Annotated in this window: 26 protein-coding genes; 17 read left to right on the top strand and 9 right to left on the bottom strand. The window is 48.6% G+C overall.

Annotation, left to right across the window (positions count from 1 at the left end):
* The first annotated feature begins 48 nt into the window (after positions 1 to 48).
* The 9 genes from KNQ04_RS10405 (at position 49) to KNQ04_RS10365 (ending at position 8417) form a co-directional block, all read left to right on the top strand.
* Positions 49 to 513, top strand: a complete 465-nt coding sequence (locus KNQ04_RS10405; RefSeq protein WP_214850447.1) for a DUF3939 domain-containing protein — start codon at positions 49 to 51, stop codon at positions 511 to 513.
* 200 nt (positions 514 to 713) lie between these two features.
* Complete coding sequence (locus KNQ04_RS10400; RefSeq protein WP_214850444.1) at positions 714 to 1421, top strand: hypothetical protein; 708 nt, start codon at positions 714 to 716, stop codon at positions 1419 to 1421.
* Positions 1422 to 1497: 76 nt separating this feature from the next.
* Positions 1498 to 3741, top strand: a complete 2244-nt coding sequence (locus KNQ04_RS10395) for an AAA family ATPase (protein ID WP_214850441.1) — start codon at positions 1498 to 1500, stop codon at positions 3739 to 3741.
* A 12-nt stretch (positions 3742 to 3753) separates the two neighbouring features.
* On the top strand, positions 3754 to 4188 hold the full coding sequence (locus KNQ04_RS10390; protein ID WP_214850438.1) for an acyl-CoA thioesterase: 435 nt from the start codon (positions 3754 to 3756) through the stop codon (positions 4186 to 4188).
* 96 nt (positions 4189 to 4284) lie between these two features.
* Positions 4285 to 5313, top strand: a complete 1029-nt coding sequence (locus KNQ04_RS10385; RefSeq protein WP_214850436.1) for a M15 family metallopeptidase — start codon at positions 4285 to 4287, stop codon at positions 5311 to 5313.
* Between the two features lie 17 nt (positions 5314 to 5330).
* The gene (gene plsY / locus KNQ04_RS10380) at positions 5331 to 5942 is read left to right on the top strand and encodes a glycerol-3-phosphate 1-O-acyltransferase PlsY (protein ID WP_214850435.1); all 612 of its coding nucleotides are present in this window, start codon (positions 5331 to 5333) and stop codon (positions 5940 to 5942) included.
* A gap of 204 nt (positions 5943 to 6146) precedes the next feature.
* Positions 6147 to 6911 (top strand): DeoR/GlpR family DNA-binding transcription regulator, encoded by a 765-nt coding sequence (locus KNQ04_RS10375; RefSeq protein ID WP_214850432.1) that lies wholly within the window; start codon positions 6147 to 6149, stop codon positions 6909 to 6911.
* A gap of 24 nt (positions 6912 to 6935) precedes the next feature.
* Positions 6936 to 7595 (top strand): copper homeostasis protein CutC, encoded by a 660-nt coding sequence (locus KNQ04_RS10370; RefSeq protein WP_214850430.1) that lies wholly within the window; start codon positions 6936 to 6938, stop codon positions 7593 to 7595.
* A 189-nt stretch (positions 7596 to 7784) separates the two neighbouring features.
* Positions 7785 to 8417, top strand: a complete 633-nt coding sequence (locus KNQ04_RS10365) for a DUF975 family protein (protein WP_214850419.1) — start codon at positions 7785 to 7787, stop codon at positions 8415 to 8417.
* An 802-nt stretch (positions 8418 to 9219) separates the two neighbouring features.
* On the opposite strand, the gene KNQ04_RS10360 is transcribed toward KNQ04_RS10365, so the two are convergent.
* Together KNQ04_RS10360 and KNQ04_RS10355 are read right to left on the bottom strand one after the other, a co-directional pair.
* The gene (locus KNQ04_RS10360) at positions 9220 to 10107 is read right to left on the bottom strand and encodes an NAD(P)-dependent oxidoreductase (protein WP_214850417.1); all 888 of its coding nucleotides are present in this window, start codon (positions 10105 to 10107) and stop codon (positions 9220 to 9222) included.
* On the bottom strand, positions 10104 to 11852 hold the full coding sequence (locus KNQ04_RS10355) for an ABC transporter ATP-binding protein (RefSeq protein WP_214850416.1): 1749 nt from the start codon (positions 11850 to 11852) through the stop codon (positions 10104 to 10106). Before KNQ04_RS10355 ends, KNQ04_RS10360 begins: the two co-directional genes overlap by 4 nt.
* A gap of 130 nt (positions 11853 to 11982) precedes the next feature.
* On the opposite strand from KNQ04_RS10355, the gene KNQ04_RS10350 reads away from it, so the two are divergent.
* From KNQ04_RS10350 to KNQ04_RS10335, 4 genes are all read left to right on the top strand, one after another.
* On the top strand, positions 11983 to 12420 hold the full coding sequence (locus KNQ04_RS10350) for a YaiI/YqxD family protein (protein ID WP_214850414.1): 438 nt from the start codon (positions 11983 to 11985) through the stop codon (positions 12418 to 12420).
* A gap of 70 nt (positions 12421 to 12490) precedes the next feature.
* Entirely contained in the window at positions 12491 to 14134 is a 1644-nt protein-coding gene (locus KNQ04_RS10345) for a sensor histidine kinase (RefSeq protein ID WP_353049717.1), read from the top strand.
* A 16-nt stretch (positions 14135 to 14150) separates the two neighbouring features.
* Positions 14151 to 15905: a bifunctional diguanylate cyclase/phosphodiesterase gene (locus KNQ04_RS10340; protein WP_214850412.1), complete on the top strand. Its 1755-nt coding sequence runs from the start codon at positions 14151 to 14153 to the stop codon at positions 15903 to 15905.
* Between the two features lie 59 nt (positions 15906 to 15964).
* A complete protein-coding gene (locus tag KNQ04_RS10335) occupies positions 15965 to 16210 on the top strand; it encodes a hypothetical protein (RefSeq protein ID WP_214850410.1) in 246 nt (81 codons plus the stop codon).
* 280 nt (positions 16211 to 16490) lie between these two features.
* Here the strand turns inward: KNQ04_RS10335 and KNQ04_RS10330 are convergent, their stop codons facing one another.
* The 3 genes from KNQ04_RS10330 to KNQ04_RS10320 are packed head-to-tail and all read right to left on the bottom strand — an operon-like array spanning position 16491 to position 18637.
* The gene (locus KNQ04_RS10330) at positions 16491 to 17060 is read right to left on the bottom strand and encodes a class I SAM-dependent methyltransferase (RefSeq protein WP_214850408.1); all 570 of its coding nucleotides are present in this window, start codon (positions 17058 to 17060) and stop codon (positions 16491 to 16493) included.
* A 28-nt stretch (positions 17061 to 17088) separates the two neighbouring features.
* Positions 17089 to 18060 carry a DUF4003 family protein gene (locus tag KNQ04_RS10325; protein WP_214850407.1) on the bottom strand — a complete coding sequence of 324 codons (972 nt, stop codon included), beginning with the start codon at positions 18058 to 18060 and terminating at the stop codon, positions 17089 to 17091.
* Between the two features lie 55 nt (positions 18061 to 18115).
* Positions 18116 to 18637 (bottom strand): DUF1836 domain-containing protein, encoded by a 522-nt coding sequence (locus tag KNQ04_RS10320; protein ID WP_214850406.1) that lies wholly within the window; start codon positions 18635 to 18637, stop codon positions 18116 to 18118.
* A 115-nt stretch (positions 18638 to 18752) separates the two neighbouring features.
* Here KNQ04_RS10320 and trhA point away from each other — a divergent pair, with 115 nt between their 5' ends.
* From trhA to KNQ04_RS10305, 3 genes are all read left to right on the top strand, one after another.
* Positions 18753 to 19400, top strand: coding sequence for a PAQR family membrane homeostasis protein TrhA (gene trhA / locus KNQ04_RS10315; protein ID WP_214850405.1), 648 nt, complete (start codon positions 18753 to 18755; stop codon positions 19398 to 19400).
* 103 nt (positions 19401 to 19503) lie between these two features.
* Positions 19504 to 20202, top strand: coding sequence for a ribose-5-phosphate isomerase RpiA (gene rpiA, locus KNQ04_RS10310; protein ID WP_214850403.1), 699 nt, complete (start codon positions 19504 to 19506; stop codon positions 20200 to 20202).
* Between the two features lie 78 nt (positions 20203 to 20280).
* Positions 20281 to 20538: a hypothetical protein gene (locus KNQ04_RS10305; RefSeq protein WP_214850400.1), complete on the top strand. Its 258-nt coding sequence runs from the start codon at positions 20281 to 20283 to the stop codon at positions 20536 to 20538.
* Positions 20539 to 20581: 43 nt separating this feature from the next.
* Here the strand turns inward: KNQ04_RS10305 and KNQ04_RS10300 are convergent, their stop codons facing one another.
* Genes KNQ04_RS10300 through KNQ04_RS10290 form a run of 3 tightly spaced genes read right to left on the bottom strand, consistent with a single transcriptional unit; the run spans position 20582 to position 22353 of the window.
* Positions 20582 to 20986, bottom strand: a complete 405-nt coding sequence (locus tag KNQ04_RS10300; RefSeq protein ID WP_214850399.1) for a DUF350 domain-containing protein — start codon at positions 20984 to 20986, stop codon at positions 20582 to 20584.
* A 12-nt stretch (positions 20987 to 20998) separates the two neighbouring features.
* Complete coding sequence (locus KNQ04_RS10295; protein ID WP_214850398.1) at positions 20999 to 21175, bottom strand: hypothetical protein; 177 nt, start codon at positions 21173 to 21175, stop codon at positions 20999 to 21001.
* Between the two features lie 56 nt (positions 21176 to 21231).
* Entirely contained in the window at positions 21232 to 22353 is a 1122-nt protein-coding gene (locus KNQ04_RS10290; RefSeq protein WP_214850397.1) for a GGDEF domain-containing protein, read from the bottom strand.
* A 330-nt stretch (positions 22354 to 22683) separates the two neighbouring features.
* Here KNQ04_RS10290 and KNQ04_RS10285 point away from each other — a divergent pair, with 330 nt between their 5' ends.
* Entirely contained in the window at positions 22684 to 23877 is a 1194-nt protein-coding gene (locus KNQ04_RS10285) for an acetyl-CoA C-acetyltransferase (protein ID WP_214850396.1), read from the top strand.
* A gap of 50 nt (positions 23878 to 23927) precedes the next feature.
* Here KNQ04_RS10285 and KNQ04_RS10280 read toward each other — a convergent pair whose 3' ends face one another.
* Positions 23928 to 24872, bottom strand: a complete 945-nt coding sequence (locus KNQ04_RS10280) for a DUF2268 domain-containing putative Zn-dependent protease (protein WP_214850395.1) — start codon at positions 24870 to 24872, stop codon at positions 23928 to 23930.
* Between the last annotated feature and the right edge of the window lie 62 nt (positions 24873 to 24934).

Raw genomic sequence — 24934 nt, 5'->3', positions numbered from 1 at the left:
AAAAGGTGGGGGGAACCCCACCTTTTTCTATAGGAGGGAGGCCAGCCGATGAGTCGGTTCAAAAAGTGGTTTCAGCCAAAAGAGGAAGAACCGTTACCGATTCGGGATGTCACGCTTGATGAAGTCAAACAGGCGACCCACGAATTTGAGTTGACGTTACCAAAAGGAACGAACCGGACGGTCTTACTCGACGAAGCGCAGAAAATTGATTTAGACCGCTTGGCTGTCCACCTCGGTGTCCGGTCGACGCAAAGCTTTTACATGTCGCGGGAAACGTTTGCGATCATGGAAGCAAAAGACCGGGACATCGTCTATGAGATGGATCACGTCCAGCTCGCCGTCGATCGTTATTTTGATAAAGAAGGTAAGTTACCATTAAAGAAGTATTCGAAAACGTTTCAGGTCGATTGTGCGATGTTATTTGCGACAGGTTATTTACGCGAACTGCCACAGCATGCCTATTATCTCGTTGATGAGTCGATGATCATCGCCCGTGAACCAAAAGAAGACTAACGAAAGACGTTGTGCATCGCGATTAAGTGATGGACGACGTCTTTTTTGTCATCAGTTCATAGCGGTCAGGAACAGAAACGTTCAAAAGTCTGCCGTATTTTCTCAGAAATCAGTTGAACTTAGACAAACCCTTTGTATTCTAAGCGTAAAACCGATACCATTAACTATGAATCGAGACTGATTAGGATGGTGTACATGGCATGACGAAACGAACGAGTACATGGATTGCAGTGGCAATCGTGGCAATGGCGATACTCCTTGCCTATAATTTTTATTTGTTAAATACGACGCAGACGGCGAAAGAAGACAAAGCGACGACGGTCAAACCGTTTTATACGATGTCCCGCATCCAGTATGTCGAAAAGAAATTATCGACGAAGGAAGATGCGCTCGAAGCACGGACGTATGAAGTTGTTTTTGATGATCAAGGTCATTTCCGGACGGAAGTCATTGAAGGACCATCGACCGGGACAACGGCAATCTGGGACGGCGAGATGTTCCGTGAGTACGATGCAGATGGCAAATTGACGAATGAAACGAAGGCTTCAAAAAGCGTCAGTGCGCCACGACCGTTCCTCTCGCGTGGATTTAATGAACAAATTCTGAAGTTCATCGATAATGGGGACTTCGGTCAAATCGAGGGCGAGGCGGACATCGCCGGTAATGCAGCCGATGTCTACGTCAAAAAAGAACCGGCTAGCACGGTTCCGGAAGAATGGATTAAACAGTATCCGTCGTTCTTCGATAAAGAGGAAAATCGGGAAGAAGCAACATATTATGTCGCGTCCGACCGCTCGAAAGTGTTAGGGGCCGAGTCACGCAACAACGGTAAGCTGTTCTATTCCGTCAAAATGAAAAAAATTGAGGCATTGGATGAATTTGATCCAGCTTGGTTAAAAATGAAGTGAGACAAAGACCGACTGAAGCGTCGCGCATCGTGGCGACGAAAGTCGGTCTTTTCGAGACATAGGAGGGACAAAACCGATGGAAGCATTCTCGAAAGAGGAGATGTTCAAACAAATCGAAGCATGGGAACAAGGTGAAAAAGTCGAGGAGGTCCGCGCATTACGCTACGCGCAAAGCAGCCGGCTGTTAAATGAGACGGAAGCACTCGTCCGGATTCTCGCGTTACTCGTCGAACACCGCTACATCATGACTGGACGGCTTGACGCCTTAGCGGAAAGCTGGATTCAAGAAATCAAGCAACACGGCCGCCTTCCGGAACAGCTCGAACAGGTGATGATTGAACAACAACTGCAGACCAGTTATCAATTGCTGGTAGCGAATACGTTCCCGACAATCCGTGAGACGGATAACGCCAATGCAAAACGCTCGGCGACGAAAGATATGATTCAGCAGGCGAGCCAAATCCTGCATGAGACGGAACAAGTCGTCGAATTGACGGAACGTCTGCGGCGGATTGATGCCGCACGCTGGACGGAATTGTTCGAGGCAGCAAAAGCACTGCTCCTGTCGAGTGCGCAACTCGAGCAGACGGCGACAGAGTTCGTCAACAGTCTGCAGGAACGGTTTTATTCGCGCGAAGCCTTTCGCGAGATGACAGAACTGAAAGTGACGGCGACGGAGGAATTACGCCGCGTCGTTTCCTTGTTACCGGCAAAAATCAAACAGGTCGAACGGTCGGCACTCGAGGAGCTCGATGCGATGATCGGTTTAGAAGACATCAAGCTCCGTGTCCACCAGATGTACCGTTTCTTGAAGTACCAGCAAAAACGGACGGCGGACGGCTACCGATCAAGTGATCAGCCGTCGCTCCATATGATCTTCATGGGGAACCCCGGAACCGGGAAAACGACGCTTGCCCGGCTGATGGCAAAAATCTACCATGAACTCGGACTCCTTGAACGGGCAGAAGTCGTCGAGACGGACCGGTCCTCCCTCGTCGGTGCCTTCGTCGGTCAGACGGAGGAACAGGTCATGAGTAAAGTCCGCGAGGCGGTCGGCGGTGTCCTCTTCATCGATGAGGCATATGCCTTGAAACGGTCCGGTCAGAGCGGGAATGATTACGGACAGGCAGCGATTGATACGCTTGTCGCAGCGATGACGAGCGGCGAATACGCGGGACGTTTCGCCGTCGTCCTTGCCGGATATCCGGAAGAAATGCGTGACTTCTTAAAGGCGAACCCCGGTCTTCGGAGCCGATTCCCGGAATCGAACCATTACCTGCTCGCCGACTATACGGATCAGGAATTGCTTGAAATCGGTCGGTCGATCGCGACGTCAAACGATTATGTCCTGACGGAACAAGCGGAGCGGACGTTACTTGCGCGACTCGAGCGCGAACGGGTCGACTCGAGTTTCGGAAACGGGCGTGCCGTCCGCAACATCGTCCTCGATGCAATCTTCAAAAAGGGCGCAAGCCTCGGCGAAAGTGCGAGCCATGAGGATTTTGCCCTGCTCGAACAAGCGGACTTCGAACTCGTTGCACCGGAAGACGAGTCGATCGATGAGAGGCTGGCGTCGCTCGTCGGTCTGATGGAACTCAAAGCGGAACTCAAACAAATCCAGGCACTGCTTTCGATGCAACAACGGCGCCAGGAAGCGGGGTTCCAAGTCTTACCCGTCGAACTGCATGCCGTCTTCAGCGGCAACAGCGGAACAGGGAAGACGACGGTCGCTGCCCTTTATGCCGATGTCTTGCGTCAAGCGGGATATTTGAAACGCGGACACTTGAAAGTCGTCAGCCGGGCCGATCTTGTCTCCGGTTATGTCGGACAGACGGCACAACAGACGCGCGACGTCATTCGGGACGCGCTCGGTGGTGTCCTCTTCATCGACGAAGCTTATTCGTTAAACGGTGGAGCGAACGATTTCGGCAAGGAAGCAATCGATACGCTCGTCGATGAGATGACGAAGCACAGTGATAACCTCGTCGTCGTCCTGGCCGGATATGAACAGCCGATGCAGGCGTTACTCGCGAGCAACCCCGGTCTGAAATCGCGTTTTAAACGCGAACTTCACTTCCCGAACTACGCAAAAGACGAGTTGATTGAAATTATTGTCAACTATGCGGAACGTTACGGGTATGTCCTGACGGAAGACGCGCGTCTTGCGCTAGAGGAACAGATTCAAGTCGTGCCGAACGGCAATGCCCGTGCCGCGATTACGATCGTCGAACGGGCGATTGCGAAACAGTCTGTCCGATTAATTGACAAAGCCACTGTCAGCGGTTCAGAATGGTCCTATCTTGAAAAAGAGGATTTTTAAGGGGGAAGCTACATGCACACGATTGAAATACCGGTTCGCTACGCGGAAACGGACATGATGGGGATCGTCTATCACTCGAACTATCTCGTTTATCTGGAAATCGCACGGACGGAGCTAATCAAGTCGCTCGGTCTTGATTATAAGGAGATGGAAGAGGAAGGCTATGTCTCACCGGTCACGAACGTCAACCTCGACTACAAACGGTCATTGACATACGGCGACACGGCGACGGTCACGGTCTGGATCGATCATTATGATGGTCTGCGGACGATCTATGGCTATGAAGTCAAAAATGCGGACGGTCAGCTTGCCGTCGCCGCAAAAACGACCCACGTCGTCGTCAAAAAAGAGAATTTCCGACCGATTCGTTTACCAAAGGTCTTTCCGAACTGGCATGCCATCTATGAACAGATGAGTGCTGAGGATGCACGACTCGTCTCGAATTAAGCCTAAGCCCTCAGCAGGATTTCTTGCTGGAGGGCTTTTCTATTGTGTCGATTAGAGGTAACATAGAATAGCACGAAGGAAGAGGGGAAATGAACCATGAAAAAACTCGTAGCAGTCAGTACATTGGCGCTCCTCCTTGCAGGATGTAACCCTGGGGATCAAGGCGCAGAAGATGCCACTAAAACAGAAGATACGACAAAAGAAAAAACAGACGATACCGTCGCCAAGGAAGATAAGAAGACAGATGCAGAAGTAGCGAAAGAAAAAGAAGCCGCAGAAGCGAAAAAAGAAGCAGACGCAAAAGCAGCTGCTGACAAGAAAGCAGCCGAAGACAAAGCGGCAGCTGATAAGAAGGCAGCGGACGATAAAGCGGCAGCTGATAAAAAAGCCGCAGATGATAAAGCGGCTGAAGACAAAACAACGGAAGATAAAACAACTGATGATAAAAAGGATGATGGTAAAACAACATCGTCGCAAGACCCGGAACCTAAAACACCATCTGAACCAGAGTCAGAGACGCCAGACGTCGATAAATCCGATACGAAAGCCGATTTAGGACTTGGTTTGCTTGTCGTCGTCAACAAAAAATACAGTTTGCCAATCGACTACAAACCGTCGGATCTCGTCGTTCCAGACATCAGTTTCTCCTACTCGGGAGTCCTCGAACAAAGTTACATGCGTGCACCTGCCGCAAAACAAATGGAAAAAATGTTTGCTGCCGCAAAAGCAGACGGCGTGACATTGAATGCCGTCAGTGGATTCCGGTCGGGCCAACGCCAGACGGTCCTCTACAATAACTATGTCGCACGAGACGGAAAAGCAGCAGCCGATCAATATTCAGCACGTCCGGGTCATAGTGAACACCAGACGGGACTTGTGTTCGATATTTCAGCACCGAGTGTCGGCAATGGTTTGACAGCTGAACTTGGGAACACAAAAGAAGGAAAATGGATCGCGAACAATGCGGCGAAGTATGGTTTCATCGTCCGCTATGATAAAGGATTCCAAGCACGGACAGGGTACACGTATGAACCATGGCATATTCGTTACGTCGGTGTCGGTCCCGCAACACAAATCAAAAATAATGGACAGACTCTCGAAGAATACATGAAGGTCGGTCATTAATACTTTGGAGGTTGACCATGATTGAAATCATCGGGATTTTGATTCTCGGCTATCTGCTCGGATCGATACCTTTTGCGTTACTTGTCGGAAAATGGGGACATGGCATCGACATTCGTCAGCACGGGAGCGGAAATTTAGGAACGACAAATACGTTCCGTGTTTTAGGTAAAAAGGCAGGGATTATCGTTTTAATTGGTGATCTTGGTAAAGGAGCTGTCGCGAGTCTCGTTCCGATTTTACTTGCGTCAGAGCTCCACCCACTCTTTGCCGGGCTCGCGGCAGTCATCGGACATATCTATCCGATTTTCGCGAAGTTCAAAGGTGGAAAAGCTGTCGCGACGTCAGGTGGGATGTTACTCGTGACAAGTCCGATCTTATTCATCATCTTGCTTGCCTCGTTCTTAACGACGTTGCGTCTCAGCCGGATGGTGTCGCTCAGTTCGATCGTCGCCGCGAGCATCGGAATCGTTGCTGCCGTGACCATCGGGATTTTCCAGGACGACTGGATCGTTCCGACGTTCTTTACCGTGCTTGCGTTATTCGTCATCTTCAAGCACCGCGATAACATCAGTCGGATCCGGCAAGGGACGGAGTCGAAGATTCCATTGTTCGATAAAGAAAAGAAATAATCGATTTGCTTTCGTCCACCTTTGTTCACGTCATCCGTGAATAAAGGTGGACTTTTTTGTATGAGGGACGTGTTAATTCTGAAAAATCAAGGAATTCAACAACAATTCATAGGAAGCACACGTTTTTTTACATCGGATTTACAAGACCTTTACAGACGTTCGGTACACTAGAACTAGTATTCGTTAGTGAAGGGGGAAGCTCGTGTGTCGTTACTAGGAGAAGAACGGAAAGTACAAATCATGAAATGGCTGGAAGAAGAAGGCAAGGTCATGACAAAAGACTTAATCGATCGATTGGCTGTTTCAGGGGAAACGGTCCGCCGGTATCTGGAGGAACTCGAACGGGACCGCCAACTCAAACGTGTTTATGGCGGTGCCATTTATCAAGGGGGGAAACCGGAATCGCCGATTTCTCGCCGGACGGATCAATTGTCACGTCGGCTCGCGCGGTACGCAAAAGGCTGGCTCAGTGACTATTCGTGTATCTTTTTAGGCAAAGGCGAACCCGTCGAACACCTGTTACCTTACTTAACGGGCACAGCGACGGTCGTGACGAATTCGCTCTCGATCGCAAGTCATCTCGAGCAGTGTCGCAAAACCGGTCCGTTCAGTGGTGAAATTCGTTTACTCGGTGGGACGGTCGATGCGTACGGTCAAACCGTCGGCGTCGAAGTGTTACAAGCACTGGACTCCTATGCATTTGATGCCTGTTTCCTCGCATTCGACGGGGCAGAAATCGAACGGGGTTTCGTCAGTGATGACATTGAATCGTCATTGATTCAAAAAGCTGTCATCGGGTGCACGAAAGACGTTTATGCCTTTTTAGCGTGTGACGAGTTCAATGGAAACCGGAAATACAAAGTCGCTGAATTCAGACGGGCTAAAATCGTCCTCAGTCCCTCGACCTATCCGCCATCATGGGAGATGAAGTTGTTTAACGAACGGGTGAACTGGACGGTCGTCTCGTGATACACTAATGCGGGAGGGATGTACATGTTAGAAGTAATCGTTGCAACCGTCGAAGAAGCGACGGCTGCAGAACAAGCAGGCGCAGATCGGCTTGAGCTCGTATCTGCCTTATCGGAAGGTGGACTGACACCCAGTTACGGATTAATTCGCCAAGTTCTCTCGGCAGTCGAAATCCCGGTCCATGTCCTTGTCCGACCACATAGTAAATCGTTTGTTTATTCAGAAGCAGATCAAGAAACGATCATCACCGATATCGACTTGATTCGTGAATTAGGGGCGGCCGGCATCGTCGTCGGATCTTTGACAGCGGATGGGCGGATTGATGAAGGCTTCCTCGGTCGCGTCATCAAACACAAAGGGGAACTGTCGCTGACGTTCCACCGGGCAATCGACAGCAGCCGTGATATCCACGAAGCAGCAGAGGTCTTAGCCGACTTCCCGGAAGTCGACCGCATTTTGACGTCAGGTGCCAAACCGACGGCGCTCGAAGGGCAGGCGGTCATCGCGGAACTCGTCGAACGCCACGAGGAATTGACGATTTTACCGGGCTCCGGCATTACCGTCGAAGTGGCAAAAGAATTGTTAGAAACGACGAAAGCGACCGAACTCCACGTCGGTTCAGCGGTTCTCGTGGATGGAAAAATCGATCCGTCAAAAGTATCGGCTTTGAAATCACTTCTTTAAAAAGGATTGGTATGGAGAAGCACATCTTCCTTGAGTGGGAGGGTGGGCCTCTCCTTTTGTTTGTTACGTCCGCGGGTCCATCTTTCAGGAGTTTGTCACAACTTTCACCAAAATCGAAGCACGTCCCTATTTTTTCAAGCGGGACTACGTTAAAATCAAATGGGAAAGTGAAGTGAGAAGGGGTTTATGATGACAAATTCAGCGTACAAAAAAACAGCACTCGCGACATTAAAAGGTAACTGGTTTGTTGGGCTGAGCATTTCAATCGTCTATTTTGCGATTTTTGCCTTAGCTGCCAGTCGGATGTCGTTTGATCAAGAAGACATCGGAAGTATGATGAAGTTCGTGGGTTTGAACATCGTCGTCACGATTATTTTGGCACCGGTCACGGTCGGTCGGACGATTGCCTATTTACGGTTCGTCCGTGGCGAAAAAGCGGGTATCGGAACGTTGTTCGAAGGATTCGCTTCATTGAAATCATACGTCCGGACGATTCTTGCGTACACGGTCGTCACGCTGCTCGTCTATGCAGGATCATTTTTAATTTTACCGGCGATCTATTTCTATCTTGTGTACCGACTCGTCCCGTACATTCTCGTTGATCGTCCGGAACTGTCGTTTATTCAAGTATTAGGGGAGAGCCGACGGATGATGCGTGGACAGAAACGACGTTTGATCAAACTCTACATCAGCTTCATCGGTTGGGGAATTCTCGCCTTGTTGAGTACGGTCGGTGTCATCTTCTTGACGCCGTATTTCGATACGACGATGGCGCATTTTTATGAGAATTTAAAAGCGGAACAACCAACAGCAGTCGAATAATTGGCACGGATGGGTCCTCTGAGAAATCGGAGGACCTTTTGAGTTGGACTGGATTTGGATGTAAGGCGACCGTTCGCGCCTTCCTGCCTTGCCTCGTCTCCCAAGCGGCAGGGATTTGTGCCGCTTCGCTGCGCAGCAGGGTCACAAATGTACTGCTATTCGCCAGGGAGCGATCCAAGACGGACGGCTTGGTTGGGTCATTTTGTTTTCAAGAAGCTGAAGAATAGTATGCTCAGAGGTATGTTGTTTGTGAGTCATGTAATGGTAAATTCGGAGTAAACCGACCCTTCGCGCCTCTCTGCCTTGCCTCGTCTCCCAAGCGGCAGTGATTTGTGCCGCTTCGCTGCGCTGCAGGGTCACAAATGCACTGCTATTCGCCAGGGAGCGATTCAAGACGGGCGGCTCGGTTGGATCGTTTTGTTTTCAAGAAGTTGAAGAATAGTATGCTCAGAGGAGTATGGTTTGCGAGTCATGTGTGGAAATAGGCTTAAATTCGGAGTAAACCGATCGTTCGCGCCTTCCTACCTTGCCTCGTCTCCCAAGCGGCAGTGATTTGTGCCGCTTCGCTGCGCTGTCAGAGCCAGGCGAGACCCTGCTCCTTGTTCGAAAGAAGCAAGGAGCAACGGCTTGCGGCTCGCCCGAGGAAAGCACGGGAAGCAAGAAGCGGTTGCCACAACAACCGAAGTTCACCACCTATGATTCCGATACGGAAAGTAAGAAGCAATGGCCACATACGATTTTCCGTTAACCGATATCAAGTAATCAAAAAGGCCCACCCGAATGAATCGGGCGGACCTTTTTGTTATGGTTGCTGTTGCTGTGACTTTTCAGCAAGTAATAAATAGAGTGCTTGTGTACCGGACTCACCGTGACCCATCGCTGCGAGCTCATCATAAAGTGATTTGACGAGCGCGAGACCCGGTGTCGCAATCCCTAACTCATCCGCCCGTTCGAGTGCGAGGCGCATGTCTTTGATGAAATGTTTGACGAAAAATCCTGGTGAATAATTCTCCGCGATGACACGCGGAATTAAATTCTCGAGCGACCAGCTGCCAGCAGAACCACTTTTAATCGTTTCGACGAACTGGGTTGGGTCGATGCCGGAGCGCGTGACGAACAGCAACATCTCGGCTGTCCCGATCATCGAACCGGCGATGGCGATCTGGTTCGCGAGTTTTGCGGACTGTCCTTTTCCGGGACCGCCGAATAAGGAAATCGAGCGGCCCATCGCTTCGAACAACGGTTTGACGTCAGTGAAAGCTTGTTCCTTACCCCCGACAAGAATCGCGAGTGTCCCGTTTTTCGCGCCGAGGTCACCACCTGTGACGGGTGCATCGAGTGCAACGAGCCCGTTTGCTTCCGCTTGTTCAGCGATTTTGACGGCGAGCGCTGGGCTCGATGTCGTCATGTCAATGACGATTGTCCCGGGCGCGGCATGCGCTAAAATTCCGTCTTCACTGAAGTAGATCTGTTCGACGTCTTCCGGGTAGCCGACGATCGAAATGACGATGTCGGCGCCTGTGACGGCTTCTTTGATCGTGTCGACGATTGTCGCCCCGTCTTGTTCGAGTGGTAAGCCTTTTTCTTTTGTTCGGTTGTAACCTTTGACTGTAAAACCTGCTTTTAGTAAGTTCCGTACCATCCCTTGACCCATGACACCGAGTCCAATAAATCCTACCGTTTTCGTCATCCACGATTCCCCCTGATTGTATCGGTCTGACCGATGAATTGTTGCGTTACGAGCTTATTATACAAAACATTCGTCTCGACGAGGGAGTCATGTGTTCCGATTCCGGAAACCCGTCCGTCTTCGAGAACGATGATTTGATCAGCGTGACGGACCGTCGCCAGGCGATGGGCGATGACAAACGTCGTCCGTCCGTGCATCAGGCGTTCGAGTGCTTCTTGGACGACGCGTTCCGATTCCGAGTCAAGGCTCGACGTTGCTTCGTCGAGAAGCAAGAGTTCCGGATCACGCAGCAAGGCACGGGCAATCGCGATCCGTTGCCGTTGTCCACCCGACAGTTTGACCCCACGTTCGCCGATTTCCGTCATGTAACCTTGCGGAAATGACTCGATAAAGGCATCGGCATTCGCCATTTCGGCGGCGTCACGGATTTCCTGTTCCGTCACGTCACGGACGAGTCCGTACAGTAAATTATCACGAATTGTTCCCGACAAGACCGGTGAATCCTGCGCGACGTATCCGATTGCCCGGCGCCAGCTCTCAAGTCGGAACGTATCGATGCCGTCCGGTCCAAGTAAAATCTCACCTGACGTCGGTTGATAAAACCGCTCGAGTAACGCAAACAACGTCGATTTTCCGGAACCGCTTGGTCCGACGATCGCCGTTGTCCGGCCGTGCGGTAAGAAGAAGGACACGTCATGTAGTAACGTCGTCTCATCATAGCCGAACGAAAGCTGATTGAACTGAACTGCGCCGAACGGACGGGTGACGTCACGCATGCCCTGTTGCTCCGGCTGTTCCTCGAGCAACTCAGAAATTCGTTCCGTCGCCCCACGTGCTTTTTGAAGTTTCGAGATGAATTCCGTCATCGTCACGAGTGGGGTCATGATTTGGAACAGATAGAGCGAAAAGGCGACGAGCTCACCGGCAGAAATTTGGTTCGTCGAGACGCGGTAGGCACCGAAGCCGATGATGATGATCAGCATCGAGGTCAGCGTCACGTTGAACAGCGGTAATAGAATCGCTTGAATCCGGCCTTCTTTGACCCCGAAACCGAACAGGTTCTCAATTTTTTCATTGCCGCGATCCATTTCGTAAGATTCTGTCGCCTGTGATTTGATGAGCCGGACTTCGCTCAACATCTCGGCGAAGAAGCCCGATAAGCCGGCGAGTTCTTTTTGGGTCGCACGGGAAATCTCATGCAGTTTCCGGACGAGCGGGATGATGATTAGTAACGTCAATGGTACGGCGATCACCATGACGAGTGTCATCTGCCAGTCGAGGAAAAATAAAATCGTGATCGCCCCGATGATGGAAACGACGGACGTCAACAGGCGGACGAGTTGCTCCGACAACAGTTGTTGAAGCGTCGTCGCGTCATTGTTAAGACGGGAGACCAGTTCCCCTGATTTTGTTTCATCGTAAAACGGGACCGGCAGACCGAGAAGGTGTTTCCAGAGTAACGTCCGTAAGTTGGCGACGATGCGTTGTCCCGCAATCTGGAGCCAGTAAATCGAAAAGGCGTTACTGACGAGTTGGACGAGAAAAACGACGATGAATAAGGAAATCAGTCCCGGTGTCAGCCGGTCGACCGAAAAGTTATCAATCAGTGATTTCAAGAACCACGGTATCATCAGTGCCGCTAGTGCCTGGATGACCGAGACGGCGACGGCTGCCGATAGCAGACCGACCGGTGGATTACTTCTCTTGAGAAGATGTAAAAACGATTTAAATGTAGCTTGCTCCATACGTGCACTTCCTTTCCTACCTATTGTCTTGCGAAATTGAACCGGGGTCAACTTATAGTGATTTGCTTGACAGGGTTTCCGTTTCTCGCTGACACTTAGGTTAGATAGGTAAAAAGAGAGGACGAGGGAAATGAAAGTATTAGTCGATGCCGACGGGTGTCCAGTCGTTGATTTGACGATTCGGTTAAGTGCCGGGGTGGATGTCTTTTTAGTCTGTGACACAGCGCATGAATTTAACCGGGTGGGGGCGACGACGATCACAATCGGTCAAGGGACGGACGCGGTCGATTATGCGATCGTCAACCGAATTTCGCCGGGCGACATCATCGTCACCCAAGATTATGGATTGGCGGCACTTGCCTTAGCTCGAAAGGGGCGGCCGATTGATCAAAATGGGCGGATCTTCACAGATGACAACATCGATTTCCTGTTGCATACGCGACATGTCGGTCAACAAATCCGTCGTGCCGGCGGACGGACGAAAGGTCCTAAAAAACGGACGGCACAAGAAGATAAACAATTTGAAGCGAGTTTTACAACATTATTAACCGAACCGCCATACAAATGATTTTCGCCTTGGTTGTTGCGTGCGTGGTATAATTTTAGAAATGAATTACTAGGTAGGGGGAAGAAATGCAGTGAAAAAGGTCATGCGGTATCGTCCAACTAAAAAACCGCGTCCATATCGTTTACGAATGGGTTCATTTCCTGCAAGCGACCAGGAAATATCGAACCGGCAACAGATTGGACGATTACAGGAGAACTTATCGAAAGCGGAAGATAAATTAAAACATCGTAATGAAATCATGGAAGTCCTGACGACACAAAACGTCGAATCGGCTTGCGAGACACTTCTTCTTAAATTGTTACCACTGATCGGTCTTAATGCCGGAGCAATCATTTTGTATCGTCGCGAACAACTCAGTCATGTCGTGACGGAGTCAGTCGAAGAGATGGAATTGATCGAAAAAGATTTAGATCAATATTCTGTTCTACGCCGTGCCTTCATGATGCGGAAGTCGATTCAGTTACCGCTTGACGAGGGTGGATTCGAGTCGGCGATACCGATTCAGTCACCGAGTAACAACGGCGTCGTCGGATTGATTTATTTAAAACATCCGTTTGAGCAATTTAATTTGCAGCAAGTCGGAGACATTTTGGATTTGACGCGAAAGCTCGGGATGACATTAGAACGGCACTTGTTGTTCCATCAAATGGAACACGAAAAAATCAAGACGTATCAGTTACTCGACTCGATTCGGGAAGCTGTTTTATATATCGAGAGCAGCGGGGAGCAGATTTATGCGAACCAAGCCCTGCTCAACATGTTCCCGCCGAAACTCGTCAATCAAACACAAGGTTTCCGTCATGCGTATGAGCGGGCAACGTCACTCTTTGAACATGTCGATCAGCCAGACGCCTTACATGACTACATCGGTCAGTTGATGAATGGTGACATTCCGGGGGAGACGATCGAACTGTCGGCGTTTCGTGGAAATCTATTGCTTAGCGCCTATGCAGAACGGATTGCGATTGCGAACGTCGAATGGGGGATGATGCTTGTCTTGCGAGACGTGACGAAAGATAAGGAACTTGACTTGAAACAAGCCGAGTTCGTCTCAATCGTCTCTCATGAATTACGGACACCCTTGTCATCGATCATGGGCTTCACGGAATTGTTGATGAAACGTTCGCTTGACGGACCACGTCAAAAAAAATACTTGGAGACCATCCATTCCGAGACGGTCCGTTTATCTGAATTGATTCATGATATTTTAGAAATTCAAAAAGGTGAAGATTTAACGCAAGGAACAGTGAAAAAGCGGATTGATTTTAAAAAAGTTTTGATTGAGATGAAACCAATGTTTGAACTAGCGAGTCTTCACCACCAAATCAAAATGTCATTTGGACCCGGGACATACAAGATGCTAGCGAGCGAAGAAAAAATGAAACAGTTATTTACGAATCTGATCATGAATGCCATCAAGTATTCACCGGACGGCGGAACGATTCAGATTCAAGCGGAATTGACCGATCAAGTTCTTCGGATAGTGGTTGCGGATGAAGGAATTGGGATCCCGGACAAAGCGTTACCGTTCATTTTCGATAAATTCTACCGGGCGGATAATTCTGACACACGAAAAATTGGCGGAACGGGACTGGGTCTTGCGATTTGTAAAATGATTGTCCTTGATCACGGCGGAACGATTTCTGTCGATTCAGAAGTGGGTGTCGGCAGTCATTTCGTCGTCCAGTTCCCACTCGAGCAGGGGTTGCTCTAAGAAAGGAGGTCGAACCTTGGATAACTCGAAAACACGATATGAAGCGTTGCACCCGTTAGTCGAAGAGATACTCGATAAACTCAGTGAACAGATTGGCGTCAATTCGCTGTTCTTTGCCTTGAACGACTCGAGCAGCAACTTCATCGTCAAAGCGATCAACCAGGATAAAGAATTGATTGCAGAAGGCTCGACACATGTTTTTCAGCACGTCCTCTGTAAACTCGTCATCGATGAAAATGCCGGTAAAATTCAAATCAATGAGTTGATTGCGAGTCCCTTGACGGTCAATCACCCCGTCACGAAGTCGTTAGGGAATGGCAGTTTCCTTGGCGTCGCCATAAAAAATGCCGACAATGAGAAAATCGGCACGCTCTGTGCTTTTGACGACCGTCCGTATGAGTTTACGGCAAGTGACTTACGATTGATTGAGCGGTACGCCGACATCATCAGCAAATCAATCAGTGTCGAGACGTATGTCATCAAGGATGCCTTGACGAACGTCTACAACGAACGGTACATGAACCGGCTGATTTCAAGCGTCACGATCCATCCGGCCTTCTTGATGGTCTTGAATCTTGATAATTTTCACGCGGTCAACGCCAAGTACGGGTACCGTGTCGGGAATAAAGTCTTGCAAGTACTGGCAGACCGCCTGAAATATGTTGCGATTCCAAATCATGTCGTCGGTCGGATGGATGGGAATGAATTCATTATCCTAGCGCCGATCGATGAACGTGATTTCGCAGAGACAGGCGCGGAGTACGCTGACCGTGTCATGCGTGCGATTGAGGAACCCTTTACGGATATCGGGTTTGAACCGATCCATTTGACGGCATCGTCAGGGGTCAGCTTATTGACGGGGGATTATATGAACCGTCAGACACAAGTTTATGCAGCGGAAGCATTGATGCAACAAGTCAAACTGGATGGGAAAAATGGTATTTTGTTCGTCGATCAACACCGTGAGTTCGAACAACATCCATTTGCTTCGGTCCTTGAAGAAGAAATGACGCACGCGCTTGAGCGTGGACAATTTGAACTGTATTACCAACGGATTCTTGAAATGAAAAACGGTAAATTCGTTGCCGTCGAAGCGTTATTACGTTGGAATCATCCCATTCTTGGATTTGTCAGTCCGACCGACTTCATTCCGATTGCGGAACGGATGGGATTGTTCGAAGAGATTGGCCGCTTCACGATTAAGCAGGCGATGGCGGACCAAAAACGGTTCGAAGATGAATTTGATTTACCGGTCTCCGTTGCGGTCAACCTCTCTGCAAGTCAGTTCCAATCGAATCAGCTGTTAGACGAGTTGATCACACTCGCAACAGAGGACGGATTTAAGCGTGATCGGATCATTCTTGAAATACGGGAAGAGGTCTTGCAGACAGGGCGGAAAAAAGCGATTGCTCGACTCGAGATGTTACGTCGTGCCGGATATCGGTTGACGGTCGATCATTTCGGTAGTCATTATGCATCACTGAATTCCTTGTTGCATCTGCCGGTCCAAGCCGTTAAGTTTGATCCGATTTTTACGCGACGCTTGGCTCAAAACCAGCTGGAGCAGTCGATGATCCGGTCCGTCTATGCATTGGCTGAGACGCTTGATATTTCTCTCGTCATTCAAGAAGTCGAGACGTTGTCTCAATACAATCAAGTCGAGATGTTAGGGGATGACTTGTACGTCCAAGGTCATTATTTGCACCATCCACAACCACTTCATAAATTAATCGAGGACTTTTCGAAACAAATGTCCGTGTCCGATGTTTAACGGAAATCGTTCAGGGAATACTCTTAACTGTAGCGTAATCTAGTTAAGGGGGATTTCTCATGAACGAACAACACGGTAAAGAAACGGATCCAATTACGTCAGGTAATCAGATGACGAATGATGAAATCGCGGGACGTGATCAAGAAGCGGCACCTGATACAAGTGACAAGCGTGATAAAGCGACAAGCAAAAAAACAGACACGAAGCAATCAGATGATTCTTCAAGTAATCAACCGGATTTTTCGCACGAAGAAGACGACGCTTCAGATGTTGAAGAAAATGACGCGTCGAACCAGGAGAAATAAACTGGTAGCGGATTAAAGCACCGGCTCAGGATTTAAAATCCGATAAGAGGCTAGGACATAACTCGGCTCTATGAATGAAAAAAGAAGGGGTTGCGCATCTGTGAAGATGACAATTCCTTCTTTTTTTTAAGTCAGCTAGTTATGTGCCAGTCCCTTTTGCTTTGGAGTCGGCTCCGTAAGAAAACGGGATGAAGAAACGGTTGGGCGGATGAAAAAGTGAGTTGCATTTCAGCCTGTTATTCCGAAAGTGGATGAATCCACCCGGCTGTTATCCCTAGCGTTACGGTTCAATCTTCGAGTCAAGTTTATTTACCACAAGAAGATGGAATTTTGCCTTCGCCTCAGCATAATCCGTATAGGTATCAACACGGATTTCAAAATGATAGGGGGAGTTGGCGATGATGTTTTTTAGAGTTTGCTCCCGATCCGAACTTTGTAACATACAGTTAACAAACATACCGCCCGTTCTTAAATGCGTTAATATCCGGTTGACAAAATCTGTTTCCTTTTTTAAATCATTTTTTTGAAAATGCAACATGGAATCTAATAAAACAAAGTCAACATGGTTTGATATTGGATAGTCGTACACATCTGCGACACTGTCTTCAACAGCCATGTGATCATGCGCCGCAAGTTGGTTGAGTTTGGCGATTCCGACAGACGAGTGATCGATGCCAACGACCGTATAACCTAACTTACCGAGTGCTAGGGCACCACGTCCTTGTCCACATCCCAAATCAAGAACATGTCCTTTCGGTTCGTGGTCGGTAAAAAAAGTAATAAGTCCTGGATACGGCTGACCGAAGTATTCATCCTGATGGTAGTACGTATCGTAAACAATTTTTTTCATGAAAACAGCTCCTTAGATTTCTCCGTCGTCAAGCATCACCACTTGCCCCTCCGTCGCCGTCAAATCCGCCGTCGACCATACCGCCATCCGTCGCGTGTGACGTGTCGGTGATATCGATTGGAAACAGTAAAAAGGGAACCGTTTCCGTCGAGACGTCGTCGATGGTTGGAGCGAATTGGGCAAACAGTTGTTGCAGGGTCGGATGATTGGCGAGATAGAGTCGGACAGCCGTCAAGAAAACTAAATCCTTCCGATGTTTGAAGTGGATGTCACTCCGTAAACGTTCGACGATTTGTTGCAGTGGGGCGGCATGCTCGACAGGATCGCCGAGCAGGGCAAGCAGTCCATGGAAGGCGAGCGGAATATGCGATTTTCGATACAGGGCACGCGATTTCGTCAATTGGTGCACGTAGGCATCAAAATCTTCTTCCGGTAACAGCGTCAACAGGAGGGCGACGACGTAGTTTTGTTGGGCGCGACCAAAACGTTTCTTTAAGACACCATAAGCCGCTTCGACCCGGTCAAGCAGTCGCTCGCTGTCTTTATGCTGGTACGTCTGGAAAAAAAACAAGGAAGTCAGTAACGGAGAGACGATGAAACGGTGCTGTTTTTTAGCGAGTTGATAGAGGGACAGTGTCCGCTGTAGCTGAGCATCAGACGGGGCGAGCCGGCTGATGAGGAGTGCCGTCGAAAAGGCATTGACGGGATGTGTCATCCGGTGCGTCGAAAAAAAGCTGTGGATCGACATCATCTCCGTCATGCGGTCGAACGGCGATTCATCGTAAGCGTGAATTTTTGAGGCGAGTAACAGCGCCTGCGTCTGGTGAGAATGTAAATGGAGTTCAATCGATTCAGCCGTTTGTTCAATCGTCGAAAAGGCAGTAGTATAATGGCCGACCGTTTGGTCAAACGCGAGTTCAATCAAAATATTATCTTGATAACTGACGAAATACTGTCCGACTTCTTCGAGTTGTTGCAGAAAACGTGTGCTTTCCTCCATCACAAGTCACCTCGATCTTCATTTTCCCTATTTTACCATGAGTCACGAAAAGAAGTTAACTGTCGAGTTGATCAATCAACCGCTCGGCAGCGCGCCGGTAAAGATTGCTCATGTGGGCGAGTGCGAGAATTTGTTGCAGTTGGTCAATCGCTTCGAGATCAATGGGTGTGTCATGTTGTGATTCAAACGTTTCCAGATTTCGTGCCGCCTGATCCAAATAGGTCGCATAAAATGCTTCGAGATCGAGGGTATCGTTTGCGACTCCTTGATTCAACTCGGTCAATGTCGTTTTGATGTCATTGATCGAAACCGTTCCTTTCAGTTGATAAATCAAACTGATCAAAATCAAATGATTTTTTGTGTATTTTTTGTTCGTGACCGGAAAAAACAATTTCTTTTTTGCATAATTGTTAATCATCGTCTTCGTTAAGATGGTTTCACCCGCTGTCCGCGTCGTCGCTTCGAACGTCCGCTCGAACAGTTGAATGACTTGATCCATGTAGAGGTCGATGTTCGGGATATCCTCTAACTGGAGTTGGCGGTCGAGAGGGCGTGGTGTGTCGTCTGCATGTGTCATAAAAAAACCTCCATCAAATTAAAAAGTAATGCTTTCTATTTCTCTACTATATGATAAGATATCTATATAACGCCATGTAGTATTGAAAACTACATAACTATCGGAGGGAAAACTCATGAAAACGTATATGCGCGAACCAATCAATGGATTGACGCACCTCGGCGGAGCCGTCTTTGCCTTTGTCGGACTGCTTGCCCTAGTCATTAAAGCATCACTCGAACGGGGGGCCGCCCTCGCCATCGTCGCGGCGATTATTTTCGGCGTCAGTATGATTGCACTTTATTCTGTCTCGGCGACATATCATATGGTGCTTGCGAGCGACCGGGCGATTGCCATCTGGCGACGCCTTGATCACTCGATGATTTATTTATTGATCGCCGGATCATATGCACCATTTTGTCTGATTAGTCTGAATGGACCGACCGGCTGGGTTCTCTTTTCAATCGTCATGCTGATTGCTGTCTTCGGGATTACGTTTAAGTTAGTTTGGTTCAACAGTCCCCGTTGGTTATCGACGACGCTCTACATCGGAATGGGCTGGATCATGGTCTTCGCGATTACGCCACTTGCGGCCGTCCTGTCACCGGTCGGAATCGGTTTATTGTTCCTTGGTGGTATGTTCTACACGATTGGCGGCATCATTTATGGATTGAAACCGGATGCGTTATCGTTCAAACACCTGGGATTCCATGAGATTTTTCATGTGTTTGTCCTACTTGGAAGTTTAGCGCACTTCTGTTGTGTCTATTTCTTTGTCATTTAATGAAAAGCGGATTCGGCGGCGACGTCGGGTCCGTTTTTTTGATTAGAAGGACGGTAATCCGGGAAAACCTTATAAGAATTGATTTGACAGAGGAGGGTGAACGATGCAGGAGCACGACAAGCAACTCATCGCCGAAGCGGCACTGGCCTATATCAAGCCGAACATGACGCTTGGACTCGGTACGGGCTCGACGACCCGCTATTTCATTGAAGTACTAGGAAAAGCTGTCGCGGGTGGTCTTAAGATTGAAGCCGTCGCCACATCGGTCGAGACGGAGCGACAGGCGAAACAACTCGGAATACCACTCCGCGAACTCGCAGAAGTCGCGCAACTTGATCTTGTCATCGATGGGATCGACCAGATCGACGACCACTTTCAAGTCATCAAAGGCGGCGGTGGCGCATTATTTCGCGAAAAAATCGTCGCCTTACAGGGACGGGAAGTGTTGTATCTCGCCGATCGTTCAAAATTCGTCCGACGGCTGACGGGACCGTTACCGGTCGAAGTCGAACCGTTTGCGCGCAGTTCGATTGAACAGCTGTTGCAAGACAAGGGGATTTCCTACACGCTCCGTAAGACAGGGGAGACACCGTTCGTGACGGACGGCGGTCATTCGATTTTAGATGTCGTTTTGGACCGTGTCCCGGATGTGGCACATTTCGTTCGTGAGTTAAAATCGTGGCATGGTGTCGTCGAAACGGGGTACTTCGAGCGCCAACCGGATCATGTGTTGACGATCGAACATGAAAACGTCAAGCTGCTCGCCCACCCTGTCTTACGTAACGGCGGCGGCCTCGTCTAAAGGAATGAGTGGAACGGATTCGGGGAATAGTAGAGTAGCAGACGATGGAGTTTCCGATTTGTTAAAGGAGGAACGTTCATGAAACTACGTAAACGATTTTTGTTCGGTGCGGGTGTACTGGCAGGAACGGGATTCGTGATGAAAAAAGTGCGTTCAAAACGTCCACCAAGTCATTTGAAAGATTATTTGAGTCACCTCGACCGGGAAGCGAGTCAGGATGCGGATAAGGATACGGATGAAGTCGGGCTGACGAAACTCGACTCAATCTATCGCTCAGAGTGGCAAGCGAATGGATTCCCGCGCTCACAACAAGAACTTGATGAGCTTGAGAAATGACAAAACGACAGAAATCCGGTTTCGGACTTTCTGTCGTTTTTTTTTAGTATGTAAGAGAACCGGCGATGATGAGACCAATCGAGAGCGATAGGAACAATAACAAGAGCCCGACGGCTTCATTGTTGGCATCGATTTCTTTTGTCATACTGAGACGGGGAATGAGTAAATCCGCGAGGTAAAACAAGACGATTTGGAAGACGATCGCAAGCGCACCCCATAACACCATGTCGAGGATGCTGACGGAGTTTGCGATACTTGAGTAGAGCACGATCGCGAGTCCGAGGATTCGCCCACCGAACGCATAAACAGCAGCTTTTTTTCCTTGGCGGATCAATTCCATTTCTTTTGATTTCGTCGTCACCTCAAACAAAACGACGCCAATCGCGAGCAAGAGCGTTGCGACACCGATATAAGCGAGTGTCGATACAAACAAATCACTAAAAGTCATACGACTTCCTCCTTAAGAACGATTTTTTTTGTTACGTTCTTTTTTTTGTTGGATTGAGACATAGAGTTCGAGTAACGCCCCGACTAAAATCCCGGCTGATACATACAGATAAAAGTTATCTCCGATAAAACCGAACAGTAATCCGAGGAGAAGACCGATGATGATATAAGGTCCTTTTGTCAATTTCACATTTCTTCACCTACCTCATTATCAAACGTAGCTGATTTTGAGCGAAACGTCCATCCCTAACTGATTTGGTTTGTCGATGCGACCTCTTGTTCTACGGCGAAACGTGTCACTTGGTTTCGTCCATTTTGTTTTGAATGATACAACGCGATATCGGCATGGGAAACGAGATCATCGATGTGCGTCGTCGTCTCCTTGAAGCTGGCTAGACCGAATGACGCGGTAATTGGGATCGAGTCACGACCCTGGATGGTAAAAGGCGTCGTTTCGATCCGGATCCGCAGTTGTTCGGCGAGCGTTTCTACCTGATGTAGGAGGGAATGCTCAAAGAGTACCGAAAATTCCTCACCCCCGTTACGGGAGAGGTAACCGACATCACCGACACCGTCCTCAAGTCGTCTCGCGAACTGGCGTAAGACCTCATCGCCTGCTTCATGACCATATGTATCGTTGACCTTTTTGAAGAAATCAATGTCAATCATTAAAAGCGTGACTGTTTTTTCCTGTAAGATGCTGCTTTGTTTAACATCGGTCAAATAGTTCGTGAAGGCGTGAAAGTTATGCAGTCCCGTCAAAAAATCGATTTGTGTCCGTTGCCGTAACGATTGGACGGTCTGTTTCGTAAGGCGGATGTCACGGCTGATCAGTAACGTCAGCCAACAGCTGATAAAGGATGCAGGAATGATGACAGCAAGCGTTTCGACCAGCACACCCGTGTCCCATAGGACGATTCCTAAAATGATCATATGGATCGTCGTCGCATACAGTGTCACGGTCATAAATGTCCGTTTGGAGTAGACCGGCATTTTTCTGACGATATAGGACGTGCCAAAGGCGATACATAAGATAAAAACACAGGCCGCGTAGGCAGCGAAATTCGTATTGACGCTAAAGCGATAAATCACGATCGTCGCCGTCACGATAAACGTCGGGAGCGGACCGACGAAATAGGCTGCAACGATGACCGGGATGTGTCGTAAGTCAACGAGAATCCCGGGAGCCGGTTCAATCGTCATTTGCATCAATAAAATCGACACGATGCTTAAAAAGATCCCATAGAGAATGCGCGTAGATCGTTTAGACTCGGTCGTGATCGGATGAGGCGACATCTTACCGATCAAGTAAAACGCGCTCATCAAGAGTGTGATGTTGTTTAACACATCATAAAATATCGTCTCCATCGCCAATCAACTCCTTAATCCTATGCTTCTTACCATCTTCTTGTTATATAGAGTATTATACTTGTAAAATCATTAAGGAAATAGAAGAAATTTCAAAATATAATGTCATATAAGAAATCTGTCTCATTCGATTGACCAATCCGTCTTTCGACTGTTAAATGAAATAAGAGGATAATTGGAAGCGCTTACTTATTTTAGATGGAGCGACTAAGTTCGCGTATGTTATTTTTCCATTCATACTCTTTATCGGATTAACGTGCAAAAAAGATTACTAAAAAAGTAGATTTTATGTTTTTTAAAGGGGAACGTTTGAATCAAGGGGGAATAGTCATGTCAGAACAAGTCGTCATCGTCAGTGCAACACGTACAGCAATCGGAAATTTTAACGGAAGTTTAAAAGACATCAAAGCGACAGAACTTGGTGCGACGGTCATCCGTTCTGCAATCGACCGCGCCGGTATTCGTCCGGAAGCGGTCGAAGACGTCATCTTCGGCAATGTCTTACAGGCAGGTCTCGGTCAAAATCCGGCCCGGCAAGCAGCACTCACTGCCGGCTTACCGGAATCGTGCCCGGCACTGACGGTCAATAAAGTCTGTGGATCAGGACTGACAGCGATCCAGCTTGCTTTTCAAGCGATCAAGTCGGGTGAAGCGGATGTCATCGTTGCCGGTGGGATGGAAAACATGAGTCAGGCGCCGTATGTCTTAAACGGGGCAAGGACCGGCTTACGGATGGGGGACCAACCGCTCGTCGATACAATCATCAAGGATGGGTTGACATGTGCCTTTAATGACTTCCATATGGGGATTACGGCAGAAAACCTCGCAACGGAATATGACTTATCACGGCAAGCGCAAGATGAGTTCGCAGCTTCGAGTCAGCTAAAGGCCGTAACCGCGATTGCGGCAGGGCGTTTTCAAGACGAAATTACGCCAATCGAGATTCCGCAACGTAAAGGGCAACCTGTTGTTTTTTCTGAAGATGAATTTCCGCGTGCCGGCACGACGATCGATAGTCTCGGTCGGCTTCGTCCTGCTTTTAAACAAGACGGGACGGTGACAGCGGGCAATGCGTCCGGCATCAATGACGGGGCAGCAGCCGTCGTCGTCATGTCTGCCCGCAAAGCGAAGGAGCTTGGACTGACACCACTCGTTGAAATCGTTGCGAACGGAACGTCAGGCGTCGACCCACGGATCATGGGAATCGGTCCCGTCAAAGCGGTCGAAAAAGCGTTAGCGAAAGCAAACCTAACGCTAGACGCAATCGATGTCATCGAAGCGAATGAAGCCTTTGCGGCACAAGCACTTGCTGTTGGACAGGAATTGCAGTTCGACCCGGGGAAGCTCAACCGAAACGGTGGGGCAATCGCCCTCGGTCATCCGATTGGTGCAAGCGGCGCCCGGATCATGGTGACGTTGATTCACGAGATGTTACGGACAGGGGAATCGTTAGGATTGGCGACGCTTTGTATCGGTGGGGGACAAGGGGTCGCGACAATCGTCAAACGGTACGAAGCAGAGTAAAACCAGCCCGGTGTGGATAGAGTCATCCGCGCCGGGCTGGTTTCTATTTTTTATTGTACTGTCAGCTTTTTCGCATAACCGCTCTTTTTCAAAATTTCCTCAGTCGGCATGTGTGTCCATTCTTTTACTGGGATATCAGGATTTTTCTGAATGAAGTCGGTCATAATCATAAAGCCGAGCGAATATTGGGCAAATGGCGGAATTTCTTTCTCATAATTTCCGTACCGTAAGTCGTAGTCACTCACGGAAGAATTGTTGATATGTGTCAATAGATTTTCTAATGTATGATCGAGCAACGGTTCGGTCGCTTCCGATTTACCTTTTGGATAAACCTGTGCAGCAAACATGTCCGCTTCACCTTCTAAGATGATACTGTTGAATATCGAGTCGTGCATGTTGCTTTCAAAAGCAACGGTATGGTGGTATTCGTGGGCGACAGCATTTGCCAGTGTATCTTTTGAAAAATCTTTTGCTAAGTAGAGGGTGAACATATTTGTCCCGGACGCAAAACCGGTGACGCCACCGAAGCGTTGAATCTCAGCTGCGTTATGGATATTATAAGGCGCAACGAAGACCGTCAACTTATCGATTCTCGGCAGTTCTTTGATGGAAGTCTGAAGACTTTTTTTAATCTGTTGATGAATGGAATTTTGGTGTTTTTTTAAGAAGGCAATCGTTTTATTCAGTTCTTCGACATTGTCAGCAGGAATTTCTAAAATACGTCGGTCTGTATAAGTATCTGTCAGTTTTTCCTTCTCAATCCACTCGTCTTTAGCGTCTAAAACGTATTTTTCAAACAGCGCTCCATTTTCCATCGGAGCTTTCAGTGCCGCATCGACATATGATTGATAGGCATCATACAGTGGGATAATTTTAATTGTTTTATTATCTTGCGTGAAGGTAATACCCGGTGTCGTCGTTTTTTGTGCTTCCGGTTCCCCGGAGCACCCGGCAAGCAAGCCGGCTAAGACGGCACTCACAATCCATCGTTTCATACCAATCACGTCCTTTCTTCTGTTCCGTTGGAGAGTGTTCGAAGAAACCATTTTTTGAAACA

The sequence above is a fragment of the Exiguobacterium sp. s193 genome (assembly GCF_018618755.1).
Taxonomy (GTDB): domain Bacteria; phylum Bacillota; class Bacilli; order Exiguobacteriales; family Exiguobacteriaceae; genus Exiguobacterium_A.
Note: the sequence above shows the minus strand (reverse complement) of the source record. Positions and strands in the feature narration are given on the sequence as shown.